This is a genomic window from Pseudomonas sp. B7 (assembly GCF_016735645.1).
Lineage (GTDB): Bacteria > Pseudomonadota > Gammaproteobacteria > Pseudomonadales > Pseudomonadaceae > Aquipseudomonas > Aquipseudomonas glycinae.
Genome location: NZ_JAERRE010000003.1, coordinates 509,119 through 522,795, shown reverse-complemented (window position 1 = coordinate 522,795; position 13,677 = coordinate 509,119). Strand labels below are relative to the sequence as shown.

Sequence of the window (13,677 nt, the reverse complement as noted above, 5' to 3'; positions counted from 1 at the left end):
TCGGGAAGCCTGGCCTTCGTCGTTGAAGGTCGGGCTTTATGTCAGTTGAAAACGTTAATGCAGTGGTTGTGCCAAGTCGCGGCGGGCCGCGAATTCACTGGGGTAAGGCTGGAATTGGCCAGATGTTCATTGTGGTTTTTGCACTGAATGGAAGCGGCACGCCCGTTAATGGAGCGCCGCGTCAGCCATGAAACAGCAGGAACAGCAGCACCAGATTGCCCAGCAGTGCCAGTAGCGCCAGTGTCCGCCAGACCTTCAGCGGCTCACGCTCCAGCAAGGGACGAGGGCGCACATTCAGGCTGCGGCGTTCACCTTGTTCCAGAGCCAGCAGCCATTCTTCAGCAGTTTCATAACGTTGCAATGGGTCGGCCAAGACCCCGCGCTCCAGGCATTGCGCCAGCCATTCCGGCAGATCCGGGCGATAGCGACCGGCACTCACCGGCACCCCGAAACGCGGGCGCTGGAAGGCTTCTATCTCGCCGTAGGGAAAATGCCCGGTAAGCAGGAAATACAAGGTCACGCCTACCGCATACAGATCCTGGTGTGTGCTGGGCGCCGTGCCTTGAAAGGCTTCCGGCGCGATGAAGCTCGGGGTTCCGGGCAAGGTCGACGGTGCGTCCTGCGACAGACCGGGACAATACGCCAGACCGAAATCCAGCAGGCGCAACTCGCCGTCGTCCCCCAGGTGCAGGTTTTCCGGTTTGATGTCGCGGTGCAGGATCTGCCGTCGATGCAACAGGCCGACTGCCCGCAGCAGACGTTCTGCCAGATCCTGCCACTGGGCCAGTGGCAGCGGGCCGCTTTGTGCGAACAGCTGCGCCAGGGTCGTCCCTGAATATTCACGCATCACGTAGTACAAATGCTGACGCTGACCGGCGCTATGGACTTCAGGGAAGTGCCGCCCGGCGACGCGTTTGAGAAACCATTCCTCTGCCAGCAAGGCCTGACCGGCCTGGGCATCGTCTGCCAGTTGTGCAGGCAACGTCTTCAAAAGCCACGCCTGGCCCTGACCATCGAGCACGCGATACAACAACGATTGCTGGCTCCGGCTTATAACCTCTTGAACCCGCCAGCCTTCAAAGACCTGACCCGGTTTCAACGACGTGGGCAGCGGCCACTGCTGCAAATGAATCAGCGCATCGCCGAGGCTGGCCTCGCCAACAGCATCCACCCGCACCAACAGCGCACTGGCATTGTCCTGACTGCCGGCCAGATGCGCGGCATTGACCAAGGTTTGCGCGGCACTGTGCAGATCCGGTTGATCGCGCAGGATTCCGGCAATGGCGGTATCGCCGAGCGCCGCCCAAACGCCATCACTGAGCAGCACAAAACATTCGCCGTCACGCAGTTCGCCGTCGAGAAAATCCAGCACCAGATGCTGATCCAGCCCCAGGGCGCGCTTGAGCACGTGCTGCATGCCCGGTTGATCCCAGACGTGATCCTCGCTGATCCGTTGCAAGGTCTCGGCGTGCCAGCGATAGACCCGGCAATCACCGACGTGCGCCAGCGTAAACCGCCGGCCGCGCAGGACCAGCGCGCTGACGGTGGTGAGCAGCGGCTGGCCGCCACCGTTGGCCTGCAACCAGCGGTTTTGCGCGAGCAGCAGACGATCGAGGGCCTGGGCCACGCTCCAGGTTTCCGGAGTGGCGTAATAGTCCAGTGCCAGCGCCTGCAAGGTCGAACGTGCGGCCAGCCCGCCATCGGCGCACTGGCTCACGCCGTCGGCGATGGCAAACAGAAAGCCTTTGCTGGCCGCCAGCGCCGGGGCCGGCGTGACCAGGCGCAAGGCGTCCTGATTTTCCGCGCGGGGGCCTGTGGCGCTGGCTTCGGCGAAGCTCAGTTGCAGAGCCATTCGGGCCTCAGACCCGGGCAGCGGTCACGGCCGCCGAACCCCAAGTGGTTCTCCAGCGACGTTTGACCCCGTGCAGACCGAACCAGGCCAACACGCCAAGGCTGGCGAACAACCACAGCGCCAGTTGATAGCTGCCGGTGCTCTGTTTGATCGCGCCCATGCCTGCCGCCAGGGCAAAACCGCCGATACCGCCGGCCATGCCGATCAGCCCGGTCATCACGCCGATTTCGCGACGGAAACGTTGCGGCACCAGTTGGAACACCGCGCCGTTACCCGCGCCGAGACCGAGCATGGTGCAGACGAAAAGTGCCAGCGCCGCGTAGGAACTTGGCAGGTTGAAACCGACCGCCGCGATACAAACTGCGGCGACCGTGTACATCGCCAAAAGCGTGCGAATACCACCGAATCGGTCAGCCAGTGCGCCACCGAGGGGACGCATCAGGCTGCCGCCGAAGACGCAGGCGGCGGTGTAGTAACCGGCGGTCACCGGGCTCAGGCCGTATTGATCGTTGAAGTAGCCGGGCAGGGCGCTGGCCAGGCCGATGAAGCCGCCGAAGGTGACGCTGTAGAAAAACATGAACCACCAGCTGTCGCGATCACCCAAAGCCTTGAAGTAGTCGGCCATGGCTTTGGCTCTTGGTCGCTCCGGCGCGTTTTTCGCCAGCCAGGCGAACAGCACCAGGGTCAGGATCAACGGGATCAGGGCGAAACCGAATACATTGCTCCAGCCAAACGCCGCCGCCAGCACCGGGGCGATCAGTGCCGCGAATACGGTGCCGGAGTTGCCGGCACCGGCGATGCCCATCGCCTTGCCCTGATGCTCCGGCGGATACCACTGCGAGGCCAGGGGCAGGGCCACGGCGAACGAGGCGCCGGCCATACCGAGGAACAAACCGAGCAGCAGGGCCTGTTCATAACTGTGGATGCCCAGTTTCCAGGCACCGAACAGCGCACAGATCACGATCACCTGGCCGATCAGCCCGGCGGTTTTCGGCGACAGGCGATCGGCGAGCATGCCCATCGCAAAACGCAGTACCGCGCCGGCCAGAATCGGCGTGGCGACCACAAGACCGCGCTGCTGGGTAGTCAGGTGCAGATCGCCAGCAATCTGCACCGCCAGCGGGCCGAGCAGGTACCAGACCATGAAGCTCAGGTCGAAATACAGGAAGGCCGCGAACAGGGTCGGGGTGTGGCCGGATTTCCAGAAGCTTTTATTCATCGCGCACCTCAGCTGTAGAGAATCTCGAGAAGGAGTCAGAACCAGCACAGTGGGGCGCCGCCACGGCCGCACCACCGGCCCCGGGCTGTGGGGCCAAAACGCAAAAACGCCGCTACCCGGATCGCCGAAAGGGGCGAAGAAGGTGAGCGACGTCTTTGTCGTAGGTGGGGCAACCGCCGTTGGTTACCTGTAGGGATTGCCTAGCGAGATTTGTGCCAGCTCAGCCAAGCAACTCGCTCATCGCGATGATCTGCTCTGCCACCTGAATCAGTTTCTGCTGGCGGCTCATGGCCTGGCGGCGCATCAGGGTGTAGGCCTCTTCTTCGTTGCAGTCCTTCATTTTCATCAGCAGTCCTTTGGCCAGTTCGATGCGCTTGCGCTCGGCCAGTTGCTGGTCGCGGGCCTGAAGCTGGGCGCGCAAGGCCTGGTCGCTTTCGAAGCGGGCCATCGCCACGTCGAGAATCGGCTGCAAGCGTTGTGCATGAATGCCTTCGACGATGTAGGCACTGACCCCGGACTTGATCGCCTGACGCATCACGCCGGGGTCATGTTCGTCGGTGAACATCACGATCGGCCGGGGCTGGTCGCGGCTGACCAGCACCACTTGCTCCATCACATCGCGGCTCGGTGACTCGGTATCGATCAGGATCACGTCCGGACGCACCGTTTCGACGCGCGCCGGCAAATCGATGGTCAGGCCCGACTCATCGATCACCTCGAAACCGGCCTCGGTCAGCGCGGCTTTCAGGCGCCCGACTTTTTTCGCGGTGTCGTTGATCAGCAGAATGCGCAGCATGTTCGCGGTCTCCTGTCAGCGCTGGGCGAGAAGGGTGGCGCTGTCGCTCAGCGCGTGGAGCTTGAAGCTTCGGGCGTAGGCGGCAGGATCGCTGCCGTCCCAGATTTTGCCGTCGATCAACTGGCTGCTGCGCATGTCCTTGCCCCATGGCGCGACGCCCACGGCAGTTGCCGCGTCGCGATAGATCTCCAGTTGTTGCACCTGCCGGGCGACAGCGAGGTAATCCGGGTCATCGCGCAGCAAGCCCCAGCGGCGGAACTGGGTCATGAACCACATGCCATCCGACAGATACGGCAGATTCACCGCGCCATCGCCGTGAAAGCGCAGGGCGTGCGGGTCCTGCCAGCGATTGCCCAGTCCATCGTCGTAATCGCCGAGAAAGCGCGGTTCGATGCAGGACACCGGGGCGTCGAGGTATTCCGCAGCGCTCAGCAACTGCGCGGTGCTGCGGCGGTTTTCCGGGCTTTCTTCAATGAAGCGGCTGGCTTCGAGGATCGCCATCACCAGCGCCCGGGCGGTGTTGGGGTACTGCTCGACGAAGGCGCGGGTGCAGCCGAGGACTTTTTCCGGGTGATCGGGCCAGATGGTCTGGCTGGTGGCCAGCGTGAAGCCGAGACTCTGTTGCACGGCGCTGGCCGCCCACGGCTCGCCGACACAGAAGCCATCAATGCGTCCGGCCTGCAAGTGCGCGACCATTTGCGGTGGCGGCACCACCACGCTGTCGACATCCTGCAACGGATGAATGCCCTGGCTCGCCAGCCAGTAATACAACCACATGGCATGGGTGCCGGTCGGGAAGGTCTGGGCGAAGGTCAGTTTTGCGCGGGTTTGGTGCACATGGTGGTGCAGCGCTTCAGGACCGGTCACGCCCAGGCCCTGCAAACCGTGGGACAGGTTCAGGCTCTGGCCGTTCTGGTTCAGGCCCATCAGTACCGCCATGTCGGTTGACGCGACGCCGCCGATGCCCAGATGCACCGCGTAGATCAGGCCGTAAAGGCTGTGGGCGGCATCGAGTTCGCCGCTGACCAGATTGTCCCGCAGGTTGGCCCAGGAACTCTGGCGCTTGAGATTCAGGGTCAAGCCGTAAGGCTGGGCAAAGCCCTGGGTGGCGGCGACCACCAGCGAGGCGCAGTCGCTCAGGGCCATGAAACCCAGGTTGATCGCGCTTTTTTCCGGGGCATCGCTGCCGTTGACCCAGGCCAGCGGCCCGGCGGAGGTTTGAGTCATGAAAGCCACCCTCAAAAAAAACGTCGTCCCAGGCTTTGCCCGCGCAAAACCGAGAGACGACGCCATTGTCTTTGCCTGCGCGCCACCATTGGCCTGCGGGCTGATGCCGAGGAGGGTGCAAGGCATATGCCATGCGCACCGATTTACCCGTGCGCCTCGCGCGGCGGGGCGATGCCCGGCTATAATCGCCGCCTCTTTTCGCCGCCCGAGTCATAGCCGCCCATGTACACCCTGGCCCGTCAGCTGTTGTTCAAACTTTCCCCGGAAACCTCCCACGATCTGTCGCTGGATCTGATCGGCGCGGGCGGGCGTTTGGGCCTCAATGGCTTGCTGTGCAAGGCGCCGGCGTCGTTGCCGGTAAACGTCATGGGCCTGCAGTTCCCGAACCCTGTCGGTCTGGCGGCCGGTCTGGACAAGAACGGCGCGGCCATCGATGGCTTCGCCCAGCTGGGGTTCGGTTTTGTCGAAATCGGCACCGTGACCCCGCGCCCGCAGCCGGGCAATCCGAAACCACGGATTTTCCGCCTGCCGGAAGCCGAGGCGATCATCAACCGCATGGGTTTCAACAACCTCGGTGTGGATAACCTGCTGGCGCGGGTGGCGGCGGCCAAATACAAGGGCGTGCTGGGGATCAACATCGGCAAGAACTTCGACACCCCGGTCGAGCGCGCCGTGGATGACTACCTGATCTGCCTGGACAAGGTCTACGCCCACGCCAGTTACGTCACGGTCAACGTCAGCTCGCCGAACACTCCGGGCCTGCGCAGCCTGCAATTCGGTGATTCGCTCAAGCAATTGCTGGCGGACCTGGCCACGCGCCGCGCCGAACTGGCCCTGCGCCACGGCAAACATGTACCGCTGGCGATCAAGATCGCGCCGGACATGACCGACGAAGAAACCGCGCAAGTCGCCCAGGCGCTGATCGAAACCGGGATGGACGCGGTGATCGCCACCAACACCACCCTCAGCCGCGTGGGCGTCGAAGGCATGGAACACGGTGACGAGGCGGGCGGTCTGTCCGGCGCGCCGGTGCGTGAGAAGAGCACCCACACCGTGAAAGTGCTGGCGTCCGAGCTGGGCGGCAAGCTGCCGATCATCGCGGCGGGCGGCATCACCGAAGGCAAGCATGCGGCCGAGAAGATCGCTGCCGGCGCGAGCCTGGTGCAGATCTACTCCGGCTTCATCTATAAGGGCCCGGCGCTGATCCGCGAATCGGTGGACGCGATCGCCGCCAAGCGCTGATTTGCGGATTTAAAAGGCAGGCATAAAAAAGGGCTCCTCGAAGGAGCCCCTGGGCCGTAGCCCGCCGTCCGGGAAGGACGTGCATGGTGATCAGGTCGTTACGAAATCAGATTGTCGTGTCGCAATAAGTGCCCTGTGTCAGCCGACGGCGTGAAGTTCGTTGAGTCTGTGGATTCCCGCAGTGCCGGTCATACCGTCCCAGTTGTCGCCGCGTCCTTCTCGCCAGCCGTTGATCCAGGCTTGACGTACCGACGGTAGAGTAAATGGGCAAAGCTCACGGGATTTGCCACCAACGCCATATTGATATCCGCGCAAAAATGCTCTTTCCAACGGATCACGCTTAAGTCTTCTCATAGGGTGTTTCCCTCACTTGTTGACTGTTTTTGTCGCGTCGACCTCAACTGAGGTCTGGCAGAAAAACTCTGCCGTTGGCGGCTCGCTGCCGGCGTGGCGAGCCAAGGTGTTGACGCCGTTGCGACGTCAACCTGTGTCCAGTTCTAACCAATGAGTCACATCGATGGAATGACCGTTTTGTCATAAGGACGTAACGAAAAAGATGCTATGGCCATAAGTAACCGCGTATTTATCCAGCGTCTGTTGGCCAAACCCCGGTATGATCGGCCCCGCGCTGGATGATGAGGTTAATCCTTTAGTGAGAATGACCCACGTTTACGCTGGGGTACTATTCGACGAAGGGTTGCTTTGAGTCATTTTGTTGCTTCAACTTTTTTATCTGTCCCGGCATCTAAGCTCTTTTAACCCGAGCAGCGGGGATGGAACGGCACACCTTCGTGCCACGCGGGCGCTCTTGTAGAAAAGCGCCTGATTGAAAACCGGATCGGCAATGCGTTGCCGGTTCATCAGCCAAAGGCTCTGGAAAAACCATGTCCGACCGTTTCGAACTCTTCCTCACTTGCCCCAAAGGCCTTGAAGGCCTGCTCATCGAGGAAGCCGTCGGGCTTGGCCTTGAAGAGGCCCGCGAACACACCTCCGCCGTGCGTGGCATGGCGACCATGGAAACCGCTTATCGCCTGTGCCTCTGGTCGCGTCTGGCCAACCGGGTGCTGCTGGTGCTCAAGCGCTTCCCGATGAAAAACGCCGAAGACCTGTACCACGGCGTACTCGACGTCGACTGGCAGGATCACATGCTGGCCGACGGCACCCTGGCGGTGGAATTCAGCGGCCACGGCTCGGGCATCGACAACACCCACTTCGGCGCCCTGAAGGTCAAGGACGCCATCGTCGACAAACTGCGCACCCCGCAGGGCGACCGTCCAAGCATCGACAAACTCAACCCGGACCTGCGCATTCACCTGCGCCTTGATCGCGGCGAAGCGATTCTGTCCCTCGACCTTTCCGGCCACAGCCTGCACCAGCGCGGTTACCGCTTGCAGCAGGGCGCTGCGCCGCTGAAGGAGAACCTTGCAGCCGCGATCCTGATCCGTTCCGGCTGGCCGCGCATTGCCGCCGAAGGTGGCGCGCTGGCTGACCCGATGTGCGGTGTCGGTACGTTCCTGGTCGAAGCCGGCATGATCGCCGCCGACATGGCGCCGAACCTGCGTCGCGAACAGTGGGGCTTCACCGCCTGGCTCGGTCACGTGCCGGCGTTGTGGAAAAAACTGCATGAAGAAGCCGTCGAGCGTGCTGCTGCCGGTCTGGCCAAGCCGCCGCTGTGGATTCGCGGTTATGAAGCCGACCCACGGCTGATCCAGCCGGGCCGCAACAACGTCGAACGCGCCGGCCTGAGCGAGTGGATCAAGATCTATCAGGGCGAAGTGGCGACGTTCGAACCGCGTCCGGATCAGAACCAGAAAGGTCTGGTCATCTGCAACCCGCCGTACGGCGAGCGTCTGGGTGATGAAGCGAGTCTGTTGTACCTCTACCAGAACCTCGGCGAGCGTCTGCGTCAGGCCTGCCTGAACTGGGAAGCGGCGGTGTTCACCGGCGCGCCGGATCTGGGCAAGCGCATGGGCATCCGCAGCCATAAACAATATTCGTTCTGGAACGGCGCGTTGCCGTGCAAGCTGCTGTTGATCAAAGTCCTGCCGGATCAGTTCGTCACCGGCGAGCGCCGCACCCCGGAACAACGTCAGGCCGAGCGCGAGCAAGCCGCCTACGACCAGACGCCGAACGAGCCGCAGGAGCGCAAGTTCAACAAGAACGGCAACCCGATCAAACCGACGCCGGCCCCGGCGCCAGTGATCGAGCAACCGCGCCTGAGCGAAGGCGGGCAGATGTTTGCCAACCGCCTGCAAAAGAACCTCAAGGCCATGAGCAAGTGGGTCAAGCGTGAAGGCATCGATTGCTACCGCGTCTACGATGCGGACATGCCGGAATACGCCATGGCCATCGACCTGTACCACGACTGGGTGCACGTTCAGGAATACGCCGCGCCGAAGTCGATCGACCCGGAAAAAGCTTCGATCCGCATGTTCGACGCCCTGGCGGCCATTCCGCAGGCGCTGAACATCGACAAGAGCCGCGTGGTGGTCAAGCGCCGCGAGCGTCAGAGCGGCACCAAGCAGTACGAGCGTCAGGCCGCCCAGGGCAAGTTCAATGAAGTGACCGAGGGCGGCGTGAAGTTGCTGGTCAACCTCACCGACTACCTCGACACCGGGCTGTTCCTCGATCACCGGCCGATGCGTATGCGGATCCAGAAAGAGGCCGCCGGCAAGCGCTTCCTCAACCTGTTCTGCTACACCGCGACTGCCAGCGTGCACGCAGCCAAGGGCGGCGCGCGCAGCACCACCAGTGTCGACCTGTCGAAAACCTACCTCGACTGGGCGCGCCGCAACCTGTCGCTCAACGGTTTCTCCGACAAGAACCGTCTGGAGCAGGGCGACGTGATGGCGTGGCTGGAAAACTCCCGCGACGAATACGACCTGATCTTCATCGATCCGCCGACCTTTTCCAACTCCAAGCGCATGGAAGGCATCTTCGACGTGCAGCGTGACCAGGTGCAGTTGATCGATCTGGCCATGGCCCGTCTGGCGGCGGGCGGGGTGTTGTACTTCTCCAACAACTTCCGCAAGTTCCAGCTCGAAGACAACCTGGCCGAGCGCTACGCGGTCGAGGAAATCACCGCCAGCACCATCGACCCGGATTTCGCCCGTAACGGCAAGATCCACCGCGCCTGGAAAATCACGGCTCGTTGACACTTTGCAAAATTGGATCCACAGAGCCTTGATTTTTAAAGGCTCTTGGATCCGTTCAGAGCTAGCCAAATTAGTGGCTAATAGCTATAACTCACACACGGCCGATGGGGTTTTTCCCGCAGATGCTGACGTAGTGAGTGGCTTTTATGTCGTTGCACCCCGTGCGCCCGAAGATATTGGGTTTTATCAGCGAAGACGTCTCGGCCTGGCTGGTCGGGGTGCTGGTATTGCTCGCCGGCGGAATTCTCACGGGGCTGCTCGCCTGGGGCACCCTCAATCAGTTTCACAGCCAGTTGCGCCAACGCTTTCAGCTGCTGGCCAACGAACGCTATAGCCGCATCGAAGAACGTTTTCAGGATCAGGAGCAACGCCTCGACGGCCTGCGCCGGTTCTTCGCCAACTCCGAATCGGTGTCCCGCGCCGAATTCGACGGTTACACCCATCCTCTATTGCTGCGCACCCAGGCTTATTCGTTTGCCTTGCGGGTGAGCGGTGCCGAACGTGCCGCCTTCGAGCAGCGCGTGCGAGATGAGGGCCTGAGCACCTTCAGCGTGCGCGAACTCAATGCGCGCGGCGAACTGCAACTGGCGTCGGCCCGCGATGAGTACGTCGTCGTGGTGTACAGCCAGACCCAGAGCCGGCTCGGTTCTCCGCTGGGTTACGACTTGCTGGCTCAGCCTTTGCGCCGCTCGACCCTGGAGCGCGCCGACCAGCTTCGCAGTCTGGCAGTCTCGCAGCCGATGCATCTGGTCGGTATAGAGCCGGCATACGCACGCGGCGTATTGCTGGTGGCACCGGTGTTGCGCGAAGGCGAGCCCAGATCATACGGCTACGTGATGGCTGTCATCAGCATGCGTCAGCTGCTGGCAGACGGCTTGCCGGATGCATTTCATGACTATCTGTCGGTGCGCATCCTCGATCTGTCCACCAACGATCAGCATGAAGTGCTGTTCGAATCGACCAATGAACCGGCGCAGAGTGATCTGTCGGCGACCCGGCTGGTGCGCATGGCCGATCACGACTATCAGGTGGATATCCTGCCCAGCGAAGCGTTCATGCAGGCCAACCATTCGTCGGTGGGCAGCGTAGTGGTGCTGGGCGGGTTGCTCAGTCTGCTGCTGAGCGCGCTGCTTTATGTGCTGGTCAGCCAGCGTCAGCGTGCGTTGCGCATGGTCGAATTGCGCACTCAGGAGCTGCATGAGCGCGAGCAGGAACTGCGTGGCACCCACGGTCAGTTGCGCGGGGTGCTCAACGCGGCGACCCAAGTGGCAATCATCGCCACCGACCTGCGCGGCGTGATCAACACTTTCAACCCCGGTGCCGAGCAGATGCTCGGTTATCACAGCAACGAAGTGGTCGGCCACATGACCCTGGAAAACCTGCACTTTCCCCGGGAACTGGTGGCCCGCGCGGCGGAGCTCAGCGCCCGTTATGGCAAGGCCATTCCGACCTGTCAGGCGATGCTGGTGGAGGGTGGCGAAGTCGGTGGGCACGAGGCGCGGGAGTGGACGCTGGTGCGCAAGGACGGCAGCCACATTCCAGTGAACATGCTGGCCACGCCGGTGCTGGACGAGCAGGGGCTGTGGGTCGGGCACCTGGCGATCTGCATCGACATCACCGAGCGCAAGCGCGTGCACGAAGCGCTGGCCGCGCGGGATGTGCTGTTGAAGAAGCTCAGCGCCCATGTTCCCGGCGGGATCTATCAATTCAAGATGGAGTTCGACGGGCGTTTCAGCGTGATCTACGCCAGCGACGGCATCCGCGAGATCTACGAGCTGGAGCCGGACGTGCTGCTGCTCAACGCCGAGGCGATCTTCACCCGTATCCACCCGCAGGACGTCAGCCGCGTGCGCAAGTCGATCCGTGCTTCGGCGGACAATCTCAGCCCATGGCGTGAGGAGTATCGTGTGCAATTGCCCGAGCGTGGCCTGCGCTGGGTTCGCGGCGAGGCGACGCCGGAGGAACTGCCGGGCGGCGGGGTGCTGTGGCATGGCTATATTTCGGATATTTCCGACCTGAAACGGGTGGAAGAAGAGCTGCGCGCGCTGTCGGTGACCGATTCGCTGACCGGGATTCACAACCGGCGCTATTTCCAGGAGCGCCTGACCACCGAAATGGCCCGGGTCGAGCGCGGCGGAGGCGAGTTGTCGGTGATCATGCTCGACATCGACCACTTCAAGCGGATCAACGATCAGTACGGTCACGCGGTAGGTGACCGCGTGTTGCAGGCGGTCTGCGAGCGCATCGGCCATCGTCTGCGGCGTACCGACGTATTCTGCCGCTTGGGTGGCGAAGAGTTCATGGTGCTGTGCCCGGACATCGACGGCGATCACGCCCACATGCTGGCCGAGGAGTTATGGCACAGCCTGCGCAGTGCACCGATCGATGTGGTGGGAGTGGTGACGGCCAGTTTCGGGATTGCCAGCTGGCGTCCGGGAGAGGGCGCGGATGCGCTGTTGCTGCGGGCGGATTCCGGGGTGTATGCGGCGAAGCAGGGCGGACGGGATCGGGTCGAGCGGCAGATGAACTAGGCACTAAACGTGTGGGAGCCAGCCTGCTGGCTCCCACAGTGTTTTGTGGTGTGCTTACAGAACCGAAGCGGTCTGCGGCGTCCGCGGCTGTTTGTAGAGATCCAGCAGCACCTGATCCAGCACCGACGACGCGCCGAACGGGGCCTTGTCGTTGAGGATCGCCACCACCGCCCAAGTGTTGCCGTTGACGTCGCGGCTGAAGCCGGCGATTGCCCGTACCGTGTTCAGAGTGCCGGTCTTGACGTGGGCCTCTCCGCGCATCGCGGTGGTCTTCAGGCGTTTGCGCATGGTGCCGTCGGTGCCGGCAATCGGCAGCGAGCTGATGTACTCGGCGGCGTAAGGGCTGTGCCAGGCCGCTTGCAGCATGTTGGCCATTTCCCGGGCGCTGACCCGCTCGGAACGCGACAGACCGGAACCGTTCTCCATCACCAGATGCGGCGCGGTGATGCCTTTCTTCGCCAGCCACTGACGCACCACCCGTTGCGCGGCTTTGGCGTCATCGCCGTCGGCGTCGTTGCGGAATTTCTGGCCCAGGCTCAGGAAAAGCTGCTGAGCCATGGTGTTGTTACTGTATTTGTTGATGTCGCGGATGATTTCCGCCAGATCCGGCGAGAACGCACGGGCCAGCACTTTCGCGCTGCTCGGGGTCGGGGCCAGACGATCCTTGCCCTGGATGCTGCCGCCCAATTCTTTCCAGATCGCCCGCACGGCGCCGGCGGTGTAGGTCGCGTGGTCAAGCAGCGACAGGTAAGTCTGCGAGCTGCAGCCTTCGCCCAACTGGCCGGCCACGGTCACGGTCACGCTGCCATCGGCCTGCGGCACCGGGTTGTAGCGCACGCCGCCGGTGCATTGTTTGGAGTTGAGCGCTTTGACAGTGTTTTCGATGTTGATGCTGGCAATCGGCGGTTCGACCGAGATCAGCACCCGGCCGTTGTCGTTGCGGGCCACGAAACGCAAGGCCTTGAGGTTGACCAGCAGCGAATCCGGCTTGACCAGGAACGGCTTGTTCTCGTCGTTGCCGTCATCGTTGAATTCCGGCAGTTGCGGCTGCACGAAGAAGCTGCGATCGAGTACCAGATCACCGGTGACCTGGGTCACGCCGTTGGCGCGCAGGTCGCGCATCAGCAGCCAGAGTTTTTCCATGTTCAGCTTCGGATCGCCGCCACCCTTGAGGTAGAGGTTGCCGTTGAGGATCCCGCCGTTCAGGTCGCCGTCGGTATAGAACTCGGTTTTCCACTGATGGTTGGGGCCGAGCATTTCCAGCGCCGCGTAAGTGGTGACCAGCTTCATGGTCGAGGCCGGGTTGACCGACACATCGGCGTTGTACACGGTCGGCGTGCCCGGGCCGTCCAGCGGCACCATCACCAGCGACAGGGCAGAGGGCTGCAGCTTGCTGGCCTTGAGGGCTTTTTCGACGTTGGGGGTCAGGGCGGTGTTGATGGTGGCAGCGGAGACGGGCAGGGCCAGCGGCAGAAGAAGACCGGCCAGGAGCAGAGGACGCAACGATTTGATCATATGAAATAAAACCCTACAGCCGAGGGGAAAAAAGACGAGGACATGGATGAAAAGGCCCTCAGTGGTCATGAAAGTGTCGGCATTATGCCCCAAGGTGCAACAGCTTGGGCCTTTCGCAAGGGCGCCAATTCGTTATTTTT

9 protein-coding genes are annotated in these 13,677 nt (G+C 62.4%); 3 read left to right on the top strand and 6 right to left on the bottom strand.

From position 1 onward, the window contains the following. Positions 1–181: 181 nt before the first annotated feature. From JKA62_RS10835 to JKA62_RS10820, 4 genes are all read right to left on the bottom strand, one after another. Positions 182–1,852: a bifunctional protein-serine/threonine kinase/phosphatase gene (locus JKA62_RS10835; protein WP_011333256.1), complete on the bottom strand. Its 1,671-nt coding sequence runs from the start codon at positions 1,850–1,852 to the stop codon at positions 182–184. A 7-nt stretch (positions 1,853–1,859) separates the two neighbouring features. After that, positions 1,860–3,071, bottom strand: a complete 1,212-nt coding sequence (locus JKA62_RS10830) for a nitrate/nitrite transporter (protein WP_011333257.1) — start codon at positions 3,069–3,071, stop codon at positions 1,860–1,862. Positions 3,072–3,291: 220 nt separating this feature from the next. Next, positions 3,292–3,867, bottom strand: a complete 576-nt coding sequence (locus JKA62_RS10825; protein WP_007916390.1) for an ANTAR domain-containing response regulator — start codon at positions 3,865–3,867, stop codon at positions 3,292–3,294. 15 nt (positions 3,868–3,882) lie between these two features. Further along, complete coding sequence (locus JKA62_RS10820) at positions 3,883–5,094, bottom strand: CmpA/NrtA family ABC transporter substrate-binding protein (protein ID WP_201817789.1); 1,212 nt, start codon at positions 5,092–5,094, stop codon at positions 3,883–3,885. A gap of 222 nt (positions 5,095–5,316) precedes the next feature. On the opposite strand from JKA62_RS10820, the gene JKA62_RS10815 reads away from it, so the two are divergent. Next, positions 5,317–6,336, top strand: coding sequence for a quinone-dependent dihydroorotate dehydrogenase (locus JKA62_RS10815; RefSeq protein ID WP_011333259.1), 1,020 nt, complete (start codon positions 5,317–5,319; stop codon positions 6,334–6,336). A 138-nt stretch (positions 6,337–6,474) separates the two neighbouring features. Here the strand turns inward: JKA62_RS10815 and rmf are convergent, their stop codons facing one another. Continuing rightward, positions 6,475–6,690, bottom strand: coding sequence for a ribosome modulation factor (rmf, locus tag JKA62_RS10810; RefSeq protein ID WP_003223300.1), 216 nt, complete (start codon positions 6,688–6,690; stop codon positions 6,475–6,477). Between the two features lie 530 nt (positions 6,691–7,220). Here rmf and rlmKL point away from each other — a divergent pair. Beyond that, positions 7,221–9,491 (top strand): bifunctional 23S rRNA (guanine(2069)-N(7))-methyltransferase RlmK/23S rRNA (guanine(2445)-N(2))-methyltransferase RlmL, encoded by a 2,271-nt coding sequence (rlmKL, locus tag JKA62_RS10805; RefSeq protein WP_201817784.1) that lies wholly within the window; start codon positions 7,221–7,223, stop codon positions 9,489–9,491. Positions 9,492–9,637: 146 nt separating this feature from the next. Then, positions 9,638–12,022: a sensor domain-containing diguanylate cyclase gene (locus tag JKA62_RS10800; protein ID WP_201817781.1), complete on the top strand. Its 2,385-nt coding sequence runs from the start codon at positions 9,638–9,640 to the stop codon at positions 12,020–12,022. A gap of 54 nt (positions 12,023–12,076) precedes the next feature. Here the strand turns inward: JKA62_RS10800 and dacB are convergent, their stop codons facing one another. Next, positions 12,077–13,537: a D-alanyl-D-alanine carboxypeptidase/D-alanyl-D-alanine endopeptidase gene (gene dacB / locus JKA62_RS10795; RefSeq protein ID WP_201817765.1), complete on the bottom strand. Its 1,461-nt coding sequence runs from the start codon at positions 13,535–13,537 to the stop codon at positions 12,077–12,079. Positions 13,538–13,677: the final 140 nt, after the last annotated feature.